The sequence below is a fragment of the Ignatzschineria ureiclastica genome (assembly GCF_003121845.1).
Lineage (GTDB): Bacteria > Pseudomonadota > Gammaproteobacteria > Cardiobacteriales > Wohlfahrtiimonadaceae > Ignatzschineria > Ignatzschineria ureiclastica.
Genome location: NZ_QEWQ01000001.1, coordinates 621,982 through 637,438 on the forward strand (window position 1 = coordinate 621,982; position 15,457 = coordinate 637,438).

14 protein-coding genes are annotated in these 15,457 nt (G+C 40.9%); 6 read left to right on the plus strand and 8 right to left on the minus strand.

Features of this window, described 5'->3' with window-relative positions:
• The 3 genes from DC083_RS02590 to ndhC are packed head-to-tail and all read right to left on the minus strand — an operon-like array spanning position 1 to position 1,536.
• A complete protein-coding gene (locus DC083_RS02590) occupies positions 1–699 on the minus strand; it encodes an NADH-quinone oxidoreductase subunit C (RefSeq protein ID WP_109188685.1) in 699 nt (232 codons plus the stop codon).
• 7 nt (positions 700–706) lie between these two features.
• Entirely contained in the window at positions 707–1,192 is a 486-nt protein-coding gene (locus DC083_RS02595; protein ID WP_026878777.1) for a NuoB/complex I 20 kDa subunit family protein, read from the minus strand.
• The gene (ndhC, locus tag DC083_RS02600; protein WP_109188686.1) at positions 1,183–1,536 is read right to left on the minus strand and encodes an NADH-quinone oxidoreductase subunit A; all 354 of its coding nucleotides are present in this window, start codon (positions 1,534–1,536) and stop codon (positions 1,183–1,185) included. The genes DC083_RS02595 and ndhC overlap by 10 nt, the downstream gene beginning before the upstream one ends.
• A gap of 197 nt (positions 1,537–1,733) precedes the next feature.
• Between ndhC and DC083_RS02605 the strand changes: the two genes are divergently transcribed.
• The gene (locus tag DC083_RS02605; RefSeq protein WP_109188687.1) at positions 1,734–2,954 is read left to right on the plus strand and encodes a M20 metallopeptidase family protein; all 1,221 of its coding nucleotides are present in this window, start codon (positions 1,734–1,736) and stop codon (positions 2,952–2,954) included.
• Between the two features lie 358 nt (positions 2,955–3,312).
• Positions 3,313–5,022, plus strand: a complete 1,710-nt coding sequence (locus DC083_RS02610) for a proline--tRNA ligase (RefSeq protein ID WP_109188688.1) — start codon at positions 3,313–3,315, stop codon at positions 5,020–5,022.
• A gap of 501 nt (positions 5,023–5,523) precedes the next feature.
• Here the strand turns inward: DC083_RS02610 and tsaB are convergent.
• The 3 genes from tsaB to ettA all read right to left on the minus strand — a co-directional run bounded on the left by tsaB (position 5,524) and on the right by ettA (position 8,282).
• A complete protein-coding gene (gene tsaB / locus DC083_RS02615; protein WP_109188689.1) occupies positions 5,524–6,252 on the minus strand; it encodes a tRNA (adenosine(37)-N6)-threonylcarbamoyltransferase complex dimerization subunit type 1 TsaB in 729 nt (242 codons plus the stop codon).
• A 155-nt stretch (positions 6,253–6,407) separates the two neighbouring features.
• Positions 6,408–6,575 (minus strand): zinc-finger domain-containing protein, encoded by a 168-nt coding sequence (locus tag DC083_RS02620; protein ID WP_109188690.1) that lies wholly within the window; start codon positions 6,573–6,575, stop codon positions 6,408–6,410.
• A gap of 36 nt (positions 6,576–6,611) precedes the next feature.
• Positions 6,612–8,282 carry an energy-dependent translational throttle protein EttA gene (gene ettA, locus DC083_RS02625; RefSeq protein ID WP_109188691.1) on the minus strand — a complete coding sequence of 557 codons (1,671 nt, stop codon included), beginning with the start codon at positions 8,280–8,282 and terminating at the stop codon, positions 6,612–6,614.
• 526 nt (positions 8,283–8,808) lie between these two features.
• Between ettA and DC083_RS02630 the strand changes: the two genes are divergently transcribed.
• The 3 genes from DC083_RS02630 (at position 8,809) to phnD (ending at position 12,087) form a co-directional block, all read left to right on the plus strand.
• Positions 8,809–9,798 carry a sulfite exporter TauE/SafE family protein gene (locus DC083_RS02630; protein WP_109188692.1) on the plus strand — a complete coding sequence of 330 codons (990 nt, stop codon included), beginning with the start codon at positions 8,809–8,811 and terminating at the stop codon, positions 9,796–9,798.
• A gap of 483 nt (positions 9,799–10,281) precedes the next feature.
• A complete protein-coding gene (locus DC083_RS02635) occupies positions 10,282–10,965 on the plus strand; it encodes an MBL fold metallo-hydrolase (protein WP_109188693.1) in 684 nt (227 codons plus the stop codon).
• A gap of 102 nt (positions 10,966–11,067) precedes the next feature.
• Positions 11,068–12,087 carry a phosphate/phosphite/phosphonate ABC transporter substrate-binding protein gene (phnD, locus tag DC083_RS02640; RefSeq protein ID WP_109188694.1) on the plus strand — a complete coding sequence of 340 codons (1,020 nt, stop codon included), beginning with the start codon at positions 11,068–11,070 and terminating at the stop codon, positions 12,085–12,087.
• On the opposite strand, the gene mnmC1 is transcribed toward phnD, so the two are convergent.
• Positions 11,999–13,366, minus strand: a complete 1,368-nt coding sequence (gene mnmC1, locus DC083_RS02645; protein ID WP_109188695.1) for an FAD-dependent 5-carboxymethylaminomethyl-2-thiouridine(34) oxidoreductase MnmC1 — start codon at positions 13,364–13,366, stop codon at positions 11,999–12,001. The two genes, phnD and mnmC1, sit on opposite strands and share 89 nt — an antisense overlap.
• Positions 13,367–13,663: 297 nt before the next feature.
• On the opposite strand from mnmC1, the gene DC083_RS02650 reads away from it, so the two are divergent.
• Positions 13,664–14,188, plus strand: a complete 525-nt coding sequence (locus DC083_RS02650; protein ID WP_109188696.1) for a DUF1307 domain-containing protein — start codon at positions 13,664–13,666, stop codon at positions 14,186–14,188.
• 487 nt (positions 14,189–14,675) lie between these two features.
• On the opposite strand, the gene DC083_RS02655 is transcribed toward DC083_RS02650, so the two are convergent.
• On the minus strand, positions 14,676–15,374 hold the full coding sequence (locus DC083_RS02655) for a LysE family transporter (protein ID WP_229822251.1): 699 nt from the start codon (positions 15,372–15,374) through the stop codon (positions 14,676–14,678).
• Between the last annotated feature and the right edge of the window lie 83 nt (positions 15,375–15,457).

Below are 15,457 nucleotides of genomic sequence, written 5' to 3' on the forward strand. Positions count from 1 at the left end.
CTACCCCTTACGAATCATTCGTGGAATATTGACACGCGATTCAATCGAAACGGGTTGATACACCACTCTGCGCAGTTCTTCATCATAGATCACTTCTACATTCCCAGTTAAAGGGAAATCTTTACGAAGTGGATGACCGATAAAACCATAGTCAGAGAGAATACGACGTAAATCAGGATGATTTCTAAAAGCGATGCCAAACATGTCAAAGGTTTCCCGCTCAAACCAGTTTGCGCCAGCCCAAATATCCGAAACAGAATCCACCATCGGGATCGTGTTATTTTGCTCGCCATCAAGATAGGTCTTTACACGTAAACGCGCATTATGCGTCAACGACAATAGCTGATAGACAACCGCAAAACGCTCTGTCATTGATTTTTTATGGGCTGTTTTTTCTAATTGTGTACCGGCTCTACCTACGGCTTGCGGCGTTGTACCACGACTAAAGCCATGATTAGAAGCCTCTACATCCCATTCGGTTAGTCCATATGCGGCATAGTCGACGCCCGTAATATCTGTCATCTGCTCAAACTTAAGTTCATCATGGTGACGAAGTGTTTCCATCACGGAATGAACTGTATCGGGGGCGATTGTAATAGTCACTTCACCGACATGTAGCACTGACTTGAGAATTTTATCCCCAAGAATTGTTGTTAACGTTTCTAACAATTCTTCCGGATTTCTAATAAATCTTGCCATTTCTCACCTACCCTAATCTTGCAATAGTACTGGTACGTTTGATCTTTTCATGAAGACGTAAGATCCCGAACATCAATGCTTCAGCAGTAGGCGGACAACCTGGCACGTAGACATCTACCGGCACCACTCGATCTGAGCCACGTACAACAGAGTAAGAGTAATGGTAATATCCTCCACCGTTGGCACAAGAACCCATGGAGATCACCCATTTTGGTTCTGGCATCTGATCGTAAACTTTACGAAGCGGAATCGCCATCTTGTTGGTTAATGTCCCTGCAATAATCATTAAATCTGCTTGTCTTGGAGAAGCCCTAAATACAGCACCACCATAACGGTCTAAGTCATATCGTGCGGCGCCGACATGCATCATCTCCAATGCACAACAAGCAAGTCCAAACGTGACCGGCCATAGCGACCCGGTACGCGCCCAGTTAATTGCTGAATCGAGGGTGGTTGTAATAAACCCCTCTTCTAATCTAGCTTCTAATCCCATTCAAGTGCCCCTTTCTTCCACTCATACGCAAAACCAACCGTCAATAAAACGAGAAAAACTACCACAGCCATAATACCGGGTAGTCCTATCATTTTAAGTGCTGTTGCCCAAGGAATGAGGAAGATTAACTCTAAGTCAAAAACAATAAAAAGAATTGCGACGAGAAAGAATCGGACATCAAACTTCATTCGGGCATCTTCAAACGCCTCGAATCCGCTTTCATATGGAGATAGCTTTTCAGCATTAGGTTGACTTGGCGACAAGAAATAACCAAGGCCAACAAGAATGCCGGCAAAGGCAATACTGAAGCCTACAAAGACTGCTACAGGAAGATATTCCATCATAGCTCATTTTCCTCCAAGACTCTGATTTTCATCATAAATTGATATAAACAAGTGCGAGGCCTATTCAGGGATCCCCCGAATAGACTTCTAAACTCTGACATGAAATTGTATCCTAAGGGTTCTATACTAATGGATTAAACGATAAAATTAAAGTCTATACCGAATTTAAACCTGTCACTTCCAAAGGGCAATAATCAATGCTGACACATATTGTGCAAAATCCTGACTCACCGCTCATTCAATTCTTGCAAAAACATGATGAAACTTTCCGGCAGTTGCGCCAATCATTTCATGCGCACCCCGAACTCTCTCGGCAAGAATTTAAAACCGCTGACAAAATTGAAGCACTATTACAGTCTTGGGGTATTAAAACAGAGAGGCTCTCAACCACTGGGGTGATCGGCATTTTACAAAAAGGGGATTATCAGAAGGGGAAACGCATTGGGCTACGCGCCGATATTGATGCCCTACCCATCACTGAAGCGACTGATCTTCCTTATAGCTCAAACAATAGTGGCACTATGCATGCTTGTGGTCATGATGGCCATATGACCATGCTCTTAGCCGCAGCCCATTATCTTGCATTAGAAGCAGAATTTGATGGCACAATCATCTTTATATTCCAACCGGATGAAGAGGATCAAGCTGGCGCTCGCACCATGGTTAATGATGGATTATTTGAAAAATTTCCGGTAGATGCGGTCTATGCGATCCACAATTATCCCGGCGCAAAACAGGGTGAAATTCTCATTAAAAAAGGTCCACAAATGGCCGGCACTTGTGAAGTGCATATTGATGTTTTCTCTAAAGGCGGTCATGCGGCGCACCCCTATCAAACGGTCGATAGCGTCTTAGTCGCATCAGAAATAGTCGTTGGCTTACAATCGATTATATCGCGTAATATCTCTGGGCTCGATTCTGCCGTTATTACCATTGGCGCAATCCATGGCGGACATGCGAATAACGTCATTCCCAACAAAGTCTCGCTACTCGGAACGTTACGTTATTTTGATCTTAAAGTAAGAGACCTGATTAAAGGACGAATCAAGGCTCTAGCCGAAGGAATCTGTAGTGCATATGGCGCAACCTGTGAAGTACGATTAATTGATGGTTATATTCCCACGATTAATCATGATAAAGAAACAGATATTGCTATTGAAGCGATCGAAAAGCTGATACAACCACAACATATCCACTACGACAAAAAGCCTTCAATGGGTGCAGAAGATTTCGGTTTTATGCTCCAAGAATGTCCCGGCGCTTACTTTTATATCGGCAATGATACTCACGAACAACATGAGAATGCTGAACTAATAGGCCTGCATACAGAACAATATGATTTCAATGACAACAATATCTTAATTGGCGGCGCAACCTGGGCCAATCTAGCGCTCCATTTTTTAAAAAATAGAGAATAGAATCAATTTCTTGCCACAATCAAACGATCATTATTGATTAATAAATAGACAATTCTCTCTGCAAATATTGATATAGATCAATATTAAGCAGCAACTTTTATAACAATTATATTTTTTTTGATTAAATCACGTTAACAATCACTGATGATCATAAGAAATATTGCGTAGATATTGTTTTCTCCCTACACTATCACTCCTTATATCATCTATTTTCCGTACAAATAAGAGCAATAACAGAATTAGATAACCATGAATTTAACATCGAGATTTGGTTCTCCCGATTGACCAATATAGTTATCCGAACTCTCTGTATTCAATATTCAATTATTAATTTTAAGCGATTAACAGACCATCTATTATGAAAACAAGTCAATTTTTAATTAACACCCTTCGCGATACCCCTAATGATGCCGAGATCAAATCACATCAATTAATGCTACGCGCAGGCCTCATTCGCCGCGTTACATCAGGCATCTATAGCTGGAGCCCATTAGGCTTACGGGTATTACAAAAAACCGAAAATATCGTACGAGATGAGATGAATAAAGCCGGTGCGCTTGAGATGCTCATGCCATCAGCGCAACCTGCAGAGCTTTGGATTGAATCAGGCCGATGGGAGAAATTTGGCCCTGAATTACTTCGATTCAAAGATCGCCATATGCGCGATTACTGCTTAGGCCCCACTCATGAAGAGATTATTACTGATTTTGCTCGCCAAGAACTCAAGAGCTATCGTCAACTCCCGATCAACTTCTATCAAATTCAATGGAAATTCCGCGATGAAATTCGCCCACGTTTCGGTGTAATGCGCTCTCGCGAATTTCTGATGAAAGATGCTTACTCTTTCCATATTGATGCAGAATCACTCGATGATACTTACAATAAAATGTACACCGCTTATAGCAATATTTTAGATCGTTTAGAGCTAGAATATCGCGCTGTTTGGGCAGATTCCGGTGCGATCGGTGGCAGTAAATCTCAAGAGTTCCACGTTGTAACGCAAGCGGGCGAAGATGCGATTGTCTACTCTACAGAATCTGATTATGCAGCCAATGTGGAAGCAGCAGAAGCTATAGCCGTTGGGACGCGTGGAGAAGCAACCGGCGCACTCAAAAAACTCGAAACACCGAATGTCCATTCGATTGAAGATTTGGCAAAATTCTTAAACTCTCCGCCTGAGATGCACCTTAAAACCTTAATTCTTCATGGTCAAAAAGAGAATGAACTCATTGCAGTGTGCTTACGAGGTGATCATGAACTCAATGAAGTGAAAGCAGAGAACTGTGGTCTTTTTGCCGTACCACTCACATTTGCGAGCGATGAAGAGATTGCAAATATACTCAACACAACGCCAGGTTCCATTGGCCCTGTCAATATGCCAATCAAAGTGGTATTTGATCGCCAAGCAGCCTTGATGAGTAACTTTAGCTGCGGTGCAAACGAAACAGGTTTTCACTATATCAATGTAAATATTGGTCGTGATCTCCCTGAGCCTGAAGTATTAGATCTTCGTGAAATTAAAGAAGGCGATCCTTCACCTTGCGGTAAGGGTAAAATTGCCATTGCTCGTGGTATTGAAGTCGGCCATATCTTCCAACTAGGAGATCGTTACTCAAAAGCGATGAATGCGACGGTACTTGATCAAAATGGTAAAGCAACGGTGATGCAGATGGGATGTTATGGTATCGGGGTCACTCGAATTGTCGCGGCAGCTATTGAGCAGCGTAATGATGATGCCGGCATTATCTGGCCTAAAGCAATTGCTCCTTTTACCCTATCACTCATTCCCATGAATTATGGTAAATCTGAACTGGTGAAAGAGACTACCGATAAACTCTACAATGAATTATTAGCGCTCGGTATCGATGTTTTATTAGAGGATCGAAATATTCGCCCAGGCGAAGCCTTTAGTGATCATGAGCTAATTGGTATTCCTTATCGAGTTGTGATTGGTGATCGTACACTTAAAAACGGGGAAGTTGAATTCAAAGCAAGAACGGATGAGGCTGCAACGATGGTATCCGTTACAGAGATTGTGAACGTCATCAAAGCAACGCTCAATCCATAAAACGATATTTTATTCATAGAATGAATATCTATTCATAAGAATCTATTCCTAGAAAATCCTTTGATTACACAAGGATTTTAGGACACAGAAAAGCGCCGATTGAACTCATCAATGGGCGCTTTTGTTTTACTCATCTTTAAGTATGTTCACTTCAAAACAAGCTGATTTATGGTAAATTTGGTTTAAGAAAAATGGTTTTAAACAACACTTGCAAGATGCCGGATAGAATGGCTTCCTCGCTTTTTACAGCCGATGCGCCGGCACTTAAATAAGCTTATTTTGAACCGACATTATTATAAATTTGGTTTAAGAAAAATGGTTTTTAAACAGCTATTGTGGGGTTTTAAAAGAACATAAAACCTGACTCACCAACACTTGCAAGATGCCGGATAGAATAGCTTCCTCGCTTTTTACAGCTGCTGCGCCGGCATTTACATAATGCTTATTTTGAACCGATATTACTATAAATGCCGACATATCGATTGCAAAAAATAGGTAGGCTTATAACGATTCCTCAGCTTCTGCTTTTGCCGCACGTAGCGCTTGCTGCTCTTCAATCGTCAACGCAATGTTATGGCGTAAATAGACAGGTGAAACTTGATCAGCATAGAGGCCGAGACCTTTATCCAGATCCCGCTTTGCCAATAAGGCAATATCTCCGGCTCTGGGATAATGACGATCGACAATCATTGTGGCATTTAATTTTTCTACTGCTTCACTATCTAACGTCCAACCATCACCAATACCTAATACCGGTTCAGAACTCTCGGCAAAAAGTGCATAGATCTCTGCCAAAGTATTCACTTGATCTTCTGCAATATTAATAAGCTGTTTATCTTCATCTAATGCATAAATGGCCCAGTATACTTCATTCATCTTCGCATCAAGCATCGGCATCACTTTGGCCTCAGGATGCTCTTCAAGCACCGAATAAGCTAAAGCTGCCAGCGTTGAGATAGGTGCAATAGGCAGATCAAGTCCTGCTCCTAATCCTTGAATAAAACCGCAGGCTATGCGGAGCCCTGCAAAACTACCCGGACCGACGGCGAATGCTAAACCATCTAAATCTTTAAAATCGAGCTCTGATCCCGCCATCACTTCTAATACCATTGGCTTTAAAAGTTCGATATGTTTACGTGAAGCGACGGTGAGGCGCTCAACCACTTCTCCATGTGCATAGACAGCTGCTGAACAAGCAGCAGTTGAAGCATCGACTGCTAAAATTTTCATAAATATTTAGAGTTCTTTAATTAATTTTATAAGTAATAGATACTTTATAAGAAATGCAACGAGCACTTCAGTCAAAATCTCACAAGTGAGAACACTGAAGTGCCGGCAAGATCTTTCAAACCTACTTGAGATAATTCAACCGATTACTCAGCAGATTACTCAACAATATACTCAGTACTGCAATAAGGGCATTTTACTTTCCCCTCTTGATCAGGACTGAGATACACACGAGGATGATAACCCCAAGCATCCACCTCAAGCGGAGGACAGCAGATAGGCAATGCATTGTCGTCTAATTCTACTTGTTTCTTATCTAGTGCCATAATGATTGCTCCTTAAGGATAGATCTAGACTCACGCTTAGCGAGAGATCGGTTTGTATTTAATACGTTGAGGACGATCCGCATCATCTCCTAAACGGCGACGGCGATCGGCTTCATACTCTTCATAATTTCCTTCAAACCATTCTACATGAGAATTACCTTCAAAGGCCAAAATATGTGTCGCAATTCGATCTAAGAACCAGCGGTCATGGGAAATCACAACCACACAGCCTGCAAATGCTAAAATCGCATCTTCAAGTGCCCGTAAAGTTTCCACATCAAGGTCATTTGTCGGTTCATCGAGAAGAATGACATTCCCACCTGAACGCAATACTTTCGCTAAATGCACCCGATTACGCTCACCTCCGGATAGATCGCGTACTAATTTTTGCTGATCTGAACCTTTAAAGTTAAAGCGCCCACAATAAGCGCGAGATGGCGTTTCATAAGTGCCCACACGAATCATATCTAAACCATCTGAAATCTCTTCCCAAACAGTTTTATTCGGATCAAGCGTATCACGACTCTGATCCACATAGGCAAGTTCAACGGTTTCCCCTACTCGGAATGTCCCTTTATCTGCTTCTAATTGACCAGTCATTAACTTAAAGAGCGTTGATTTACCAGCACCATTAGGTCCGATAACCCCCACAATCCCACCTTTAGGCAGATTAAAGCTTAAATCTTCATAAAGTAATTTATCGCCAAAGGCTTTCGCAACATCAGTAGCTTCAATCACCAAGTCCCCTAAACGAGGTCCAGGTGGAATATAGATCTCCATGGTCTCATTACGTTGTTGATATTCTTGACTTTCAAGCTCTTCAAAACGAGCTAAACGTGCTTTCGACTTCGTTTGACGACCTTTCACACCAGAACGTACCCACTCAAGCTCTTTCTTAATTGCTTTAGCGCGAGATTCTTCCTGCTTGGCTTCTTGCTCTAAACGGCGAGTCTTCTGCTCAAGCCAACTAGAGTAATTCCCTTCATAAGGAATACCATGTCCGCGGTCAAGCTCTAAAATCCAACCTGCCACATTATCAAGGAAGTAACGATCATGGGTAACCGCCACAACAGTACCGGGATAATCATGCAAGAAACGTTCAAGCCAAGCCACTGATTCTGCATCTAAATGGTTCGTTGGCTCATCGAGTAGCAGCATATCAGGCTTAGAAAGTAGTAATTTACAGAGCGCAACCCGGCGTTTTTCACCGCCTGAAAGCGTTGCAATATCACGATCCATCGGTGGTAAACGAAGTGCATCGGCAGCAATCTCCAATTGACGATCTAAACTATGACCATCACTACTTGCTAAAATCGCCTCAAGCTCTGCTTGCTTCGTTGCTAATGCATCAAAATCAGCATCGGGTTCTGCATAAGCGGCATAGACTTGATCAAGCTCTTCTTGCGCTTTTTTAATATCGCCGAGGGCTTCTTCGAGATTACCACGCACATCAAGTGCTTCATTAAGTTTAGGTTCTTGCTCTAAATAACCGATCTTAGTACCGGGCTGAACACGCGCTTCACCTTGGATATTGGTATCAACCCCCGCCATAATGCGAAGTAGTGTTGATTTACCGGCACCATTCAATCCTAGAACCCCGATTTTTGCGCCAGGGAAAAATGAGATTGAGATATCTTTTAAGATCTCACGATTAGGCGGTACCACTTTACTCACACGATTCATCGTGTAGATAAATTGTCCTGACATAAAAATAAATCCTTTACTAACAATAAGGGCGCAGAAGTAACTTCTGATGAATTTTGCTAAAGATAGCCCACCCATCAATACTCAAGCGCAGAATCACAAAAATAGTTCCCCGCTATTCTACCCTATCTCGCTGCAAATTCATTCTTTCATCCATAAATTTATCCGTAAGTCACTATCGAATCACCATTGATAAATACTCTAATGCCATCCTCACTAATACTTTCGCTCACTTTTCCTCTTACTCTTTCTCTTGCTTTTTCTATGCCTTTTTCAAAATCGCTTTACAGTTTACTATGATGCTGACAACGAGTTTTTCTTTGCGTCTTTGGTAATTTCCATTATGATGATCAGCATTCAAAAATAGTCATAATTTCACACTCAATCATTTAACGCTAACCTATGGATTATCGATATCAGATCATCAACATCAGATGAGCAATATCAGCCCATCGGCATTAACGCATTGGTTTCTATAGAAATTATCGCTTTAACAATCCATTAATAATAACAATATGAGGACTTCGCAATGATGGAATTTCTAGCCCTAATTTCAGGGGCATTTTTTATAGGCTTTGCCGCTCAAACCCATTGTGTCGGAATGTGTGGCCCTGTAATTGGTATCTTGGGAATGAATAATGCCTATAAACGAATTCCGGCAGCGATTCTCTATAATCTAGGTCGTATTTCAACCTATACGCTTCTAGGTGTTATCGGCGGATTAATCGCAGCGTCTGTCTCAGATATTACTGCTATTCAATATATTATCCGTTATGTTGCCGGTGCTATTATGATCTTTATTGCCTTGCAACTCTTCGGCTTGCCACAAGCTTTAAGTTGGATTGAGCGCCCTTTCCAATCAATTTGGAAACCGATTCAAAAATTCTCTCAACGCTTCTTCCCTATCCGCACTGCTAAAGGCACTTACCTTGTCGGCATGATTTGGGGATTATTACCATGTGGTGCAGTTTATGGTCCCTTAGCCGTTGCTATGGGCGCAGGTTCTGTCGCAAAATCTGCGGCCATTATGTTTGCCTTTGGTCTTGGCACACTTCCTATTATGTTAGGCCTTGCGATTTTTGGAAACTTTGTAGGCCACTTCTTTGCGAAGAAAGGAGTGCGTATGATCGCAGGTTTAGTGGTTCTGGTAATGGCGATCTACTATCTCGGTTGGATTGCGCCACAAGATCGTGTCACAAAACGCGCTGAAATGGTCAGTACCCAAACAGAGAAAATCCGTAGCGGTGAACAGAGTGCAACAGAGATTTTAACGCAGATGCAAAACATGGGACACGGACATGGCCACGGCGATCATGGCAATGCAGCCGATCACAGTAATTCGGAGAATCACGGAGACAATAGCAGTAAAGGTGCAGATCATTCTATGAATCATAATATGCCTGAACATAACATGCCAGAGATGCCAACAATGCAGCAATCTCAGATGCCGACAGATCATAAAGCCACCAAACAGAATGAGCATACGATGCCCATGGATCATTCTCAGATGAACCATTAAAGGTTACTATAATCTAATCATGTAACGCTTTCTGAAGAGTTGTAATGCTATTGACCAGAGTCCCATTAATGATGATGCAATCATAATGGGGCTTCTTTTATAGTATAGTGAAATCGGTTTTAAATTATTAAGTAAAGATGTTTGTAAGCTTGTAAGACGCTTCATCCTATAATGATTGTGAATTTTCTTAAACCGGAATAACTATAAATGCCGGCGCATCGGTTGTAATAAGTGAGGAAGTTGTTCTATCCGGCATCTTGCAAGTGTTGTTTAAAACCATTTTTCTTAAACCAAATTTACTATAAGCAAAAAATTGAGAATTTAAATTTTTTGATCATTAGAGTTTTCGATTATCTAATAGGCGATGAATCCACTACGACAAGGGAATAACATAGATACAATATGTTATATTGAAAGATATCAGGAAGATAATACTACTTTTGCAGCCACAATGGCGCGATCATCAATATTTAGGAGATCTCTATGGCACCCCGATATCGTATTCATTCCGAAGTTTATGAACGTTATGAAAATTTTAGTCATATTATTGAAGATACTGAAACTGGTGAAGCGATCATCATCGATCCCGCTTGGGATGAGCAATACTTTATTGATCGTTTACAAAAACTCAACCTCAAACCTGTGGCGATTTGGTTAACCCATGGCCATCATGATCACGTGAGCGCGGTCAAAGCATTAAGAGAGTATTTCCCTATTCCCGTGTATGGCTCAAATGTGGAAATTGATTATATTAATTCCTTCCCAAAAGGGGATCTTCCGCCAGCCTTTCGAGAGTTACCGGATGATATTATTCCACTATATGACAATGATTTACTCGACTTTGCCGGCGAAAAAGTAAAGATCATTTTAACGCCGGGACACAGCAGCGGCTCTATCTGTTTTCTCTTAAGTGATGACCTTATTACCGGCGATACACTCTTTATTAATGGTTCAGGACGCGCAGATCTACCCGGATCTGATCCTGCTGCGCTCTTCGATTCGCTCAATCGAATTAAAACAGAAGTTCCCCATCATGTGACGCTTCGAACAGGTCACGCCTATGGACCCACAGCAACAGATACTTTAGATCATCAAATCAAATCAAATCCTTATATACAATTACTTGATAATAAAGATGAATTTATTAAATATCGTATGAGTCATTGATTTCATTTGTAAAATAAGTGAAAAATATTGCTATAAATGTTAAAAAATATTATTATTTAAGAAATTTTGAACATTTTCATAGCTACTTATGAGGGATTCACAATGAACAGGCTACGCTTCATTGTCGCCATTATAGCAATATTTTTCAATATGTTAGTCGCATTTAGTGCCGAATGTCATCACCGAGGAATGCTCGAAGAGCCCTATTGTGACAATGATTACGATTTGATTGCCGATCTTCCCACAGATCCCAAACAAATGATTACGCCTCAAACATTAATCGTCTCATTTTCCCCTTTTGAAGATCTTTCACCCTATTCAAAATATATAACAAGATTTACAGATCATTTAGCAACTTGCCTTGACTCAAAAGTGATTTACTATCAAATGCAGAGTAATGAAGCAGAAATTGAAGCAATGCGCGCTGGTCGGTTGCATGTTGCAGGATTCTCTTCAGGTAGCACCGTTGCCGCTGTGAATCGTGCTGGGGCCGTTCCATTCGCAGCAAAAGGGAATGAACAGGGTATCGCTTATTCTGGTCTGATTGTCATTGCTCGTAGCGATAGTCCTTATCAAAAAATCACAGACCTAAAAGGTAAACGCGTAGCCCATACAGATGCTGTCTCTAACTCTGGGCATTTAGGTGCTTTAGCACTATTTCCCCAAGAAGGTATTATTCCCGGCGTTGATTATGAGGTGATCTTTTCAGGTAAACATGATCTCTCCATTGTAGGTGTAAAATCAGGAGATTACGATGCAGCAGTCATTTCAGCTGAGGTGTATGAAAGAATGATCGGACAACAACGCATTAAAGAGGGCGAATTCCGTATCATCTATCAAAGCGAACCTTTCCCTGCTGCTGCTATTACTTATTCTCATAAATTAGCCCCTGAGTTTCGAGAAAAACTACAGCAATGTATTTTTGATTACCGCTTTTCAGGGAGTATGCAGCACGAATTATTAGGTGCTGATCGCTTTGTTCCCATTAATTATCAAAAAGATTGGGCTTATATTCGGATGTTACTCGAAGAGGCTAACCAAATTCGCCAGGAGATTTTCCAGAACGTAGCTGCTGGTAATAAAAACGGTTGGGGTGCAAGACTCTATACATGGCTTCGGTAAGTCTAATAGTTCTCCACCCATTAATATTCTCCCCAATACGTTTCCTGGGCAATATCATATTGATCAACATCTTACCGGCTAAGGGTGCAGTAATCATTCCCCTTGCCCCATGAGCCGTTGATAAATAGAGTCCCTGTTCCCAAGGCACTTTAGCATCAGGAATACGTTTTGCATCTAATCGAATGGAAGCAAAACGCGCCATAAATTCATCGTATTGTGCAATGGGGCCGACAATGGGTAAAGATCCTGGTGCACTCGCTCGAAGTGCCACTCTCCCCTCTAATGTTTCCGGTAATTTGGGCATTATTGCACTTAATCCTAAATTCGCGGCTAATTTTTCTGAATTCTGCTCAAGCATAGTAATATTTTCTCGATGCTCCCTCTCTGTCGGCGCTGAAACCTCCCCATGACGTTCAAAGGTAGCGCCAAAGGTTGTCCAACAGTCTCCATTTTGTTCAATAGAGGGGGCAATATACCCTTCACCACTCACCACCATTTTTAAAGGATTTTCTTGTTTCAGAGAGGTTGTCTGCCCACGCGCCGATATCATAGGAAGATGCTCACATACTTTTAATTCACAGACTTCACTCGCCATCGCAAGCACCACTATTTTACTCTGATAAGTCTGTGCGCCTGTTTTTACTTGCCATAAAGGAAGATCAAGATCGTCAGCAACTGATTGTACATCCAATACCGATTGATTCGGCAGAAAGGTAATATTCGAATGTTGTAAGAGCGCTTTTGTTAAAGCTTGAGGTGCAACCCAACCAGATTCAGGAAATAGAAGCCCGCCAGAGTGCAGTGAAATCCCTGCTAATTCACTGGCTGTTTGAGAATCTACCAATTGCATTATTTCAGGATACTGTTCGGCCAACATCGCTTGATATTCTGGTCTTTTACTCGCATAAGATAATTGCAATAAGCCACAGTTATCCCAATCTTTTCCCTTTTCTAATAAGCCTTTTTTTGTCAATTGTTTCAATAACTGTAAAGTGTATTGAAAACCTGCAAGTGCTAATTCATTCTCTAATGGTGTATGAGGCGATAGCTTCACATAGAGCATTCCTTGCCGATTACCTGATCCCGCAGTTGCCGGATTTTCTGCTTTATCTAATACCCAAACCTTCATTCCCGTTTCCGCTAAATGATAAGCTGCGCTTGCACCGGCAATTCCCGCACCAACAACAATCGCATCCGCGTTCAGAGAAGCGTGATCATAGTTGTCCGCATTCAAAACAAGATTAGGCATATCTAACCATAGATTATTCTGATTTGTCATATCGATCCTTTTCCCATTACGCTATTCGTCATTACACTATTTTTATTGCCCGTTCTATATTAGATCGTCAGCGACAACACTCACTATTTATAACAAAATACAACGTATTCCCCCTATTTTAGCCATCTATTTTTTAATTTAACTCAAGTGTCATCTCAAAAATTACAGTTTATTCTATCAAAGGCATAGCGTTAATAAGTGGACTCCTATAAAATATATCCACAAAATGTCTAAGCAACTATTTTAAACTGTTTATGCATTGAAATTTTTAATATATTTATAAAAAGGTTATGGATAATGAAAAAATTATATAAACTCGGCCTTGGTGTTATCTTCGCATCTCTTCTTGTTGCTTGTTCTGATGATGCAAAAGCGCCTGCACAAAATGGCACCAACAATACCACAACTGAAGCTACAACACCGGTAGCTCAGGATGAAGTGACTTCAACTTATGAACTTGAACAACCTGGCGTGACGATTCGTATTACGCTTGTGGGTAAAGATGACAAAATCACTCGTCAAGAAACGGATAGCATTATCGCTTATGACGCAATTGGTGCAACAAATGCCGAAGAGGCTGAACAAATCTTATCAGCAGTGACGAATAATATTGATTACGCAGCCATTAAAGGTATCACTTACGATATGACTTATGGCGATAAAGAGGCACATGAAACCATCATTATTGATTTAACCAAAGCAGATCTTGCTGAATTAGCAGAACTCCCAGGTTCGGCATTCAATGGTGACCCCAATGAAGGCGTGAGCTACTCAGCAACAGGTCAATTACTTGAAACTGCCGGTTTCAAAAAAGTGAAATAGATCTCTGATTGGTTCTACAATCATTCAAGTTAAATGATTTTAAATAAAACCAATATTATTGAACCGTAGATTAAATGTCTGCGGTTTTTTTATATAGTAAATTTGGTTTAAGAAAAATGATTTTAAACAACACTTGCAAGATACTGGATAGAATGGCTTTCTTACTTATTACAGCCAATGCACCGGCACTTCAATAAGCATATTTTGAACCGACATTACTATATTGATTTGTTTGTCCTATGGTTAGGTCTGTGGTTCATCCCATAATTTTTATATCTTTGCATAACCCGACAATCAATAACACTCTCCACAGTTATGCACAATTTCTTTGGATAACTATCAGGATAACTCTGCGTATTGCAAGATTATAACTCTTGATTATCAAAAAAGCGGATAATAATGCCTTAAAAAAGCTTGGGATATCTGCAATCTATCCCAAGCTTCTCACCAATTTCTACAAATACTTATCCCTTAACTTATCCTTTAGTTATCCCATTAGTAGTTGCGTTGCCGCTTGATAAAGCAACCCGCCCCCAAATCCAACAAAGAAAATTCCGGCAATGCCATCAATGTAAGCGCCGGCCTTTTGATAGAGTGCTTTCATCTGTGGGAGAGAGAATAAAATCACCACCACTAAGAACCAAAGAAAAGTCTCTACGATCACTAAGGTAAAGATCTCTGCTCGCAGGACCGTAGAGATATTACCGCCAACAAATATCACAAAGACACTGCCGAAATAGATCAAAGATTTGGGGTTTGAGAGATTCGTAAAAAGGCCTTTTAAAAAGAGTGTTCGGCCACTCATTTTCTTTGGTCCTAATTCTACTAATTGATCATCCGTTAATGGATTTTCTAACATCGCTTCAATCTGTACTTTACAACTTTTGAACTGTTGGTAGCTGCTCTTCAAGAGTAAAATACCGAGATAAATAAGGTAACAACCACCGGCTAAGAAGAGTACTGCTTGAATCCAAGGAAGTTTTTCAACTAAAACATGCAAGCCTAATAGTGCAACGACGGCCCAGATAGCAACGCCGAGAGTAATTCCTAGCACTGTCATCATTGCTTCTCGTCGAGAATGACTGACCGCGACTTGTGTTACCAAAAAGAAATCAGGCCCCGGCGTAATCAATGCCATAAAATGAATTCCCGCTAATGAGATTAAGAGCATCGCCGCTTCATACATCTATTTTTCCCCTTTTATTATTATCTAATGACGTAAAATCACCGCCACCTTTTCCCAATAAGTGCCATAAAAAAATGCTGATC